We start from the raw sequence: 345 nt of genomic DNA, 5'->3' as shown, positions 1-345 counted from the left end.
GAACGGGCCTGGTATTGGTGCACAAGCGCCTCGAAGGCTGCAAGTTCGTTTGGCCAACGATCGCGGACGGCGTGATGCGCATGTCGCCGGCGATGTTCGCGGCCTTGTTCGAGGGCCTGGATTGGAGGTTGGTCCGCCCGGAGGAAGCGCGGCGCCCGCAGGCGGCGGGATAACTGCGGCAGAGTGACTCGAAAGCTATTTTGAACGTGGCGCGCGCGGCGGCGATGTGCTCGAAATAGCGCATGAGCATCGCGGCGCTGCGCGACGAAAACGAACGCTTGAAGGCGCTTTTGGCGCAAACGCAGACGGCCTTGAGTGAGCATCAGGGGGCACTGGCGGCGTCGG

At 64.6% G+C, this 345-nt stretch carries 1 protein-coding gene; it reads left to right on the top strand.

The window, feature by feature from the left end; all coding sequences use genetic code 11:
• Positions 1-14 precede the first annotated feature (14 nt).
• Entirely contained in the window at positions 15-173 is a 159-nt protein-coding gene (tnpB, locus tag AC5ZGW_RS47760) for an IS66 family insertion sequence element accessory protein TnpB (protein WP_496114355.1), read from the top strand.
• Positions 174-345 lie beyond the last annotated feature (172 nt).

This window comes from Bradyrhizobium sp. Crot121, from assembly GCF_059512385.1.
Note: the sequence above shows the minus strand (reverse complement) of the source record. Positions and strands in the feature narration are given on the sequence as shown.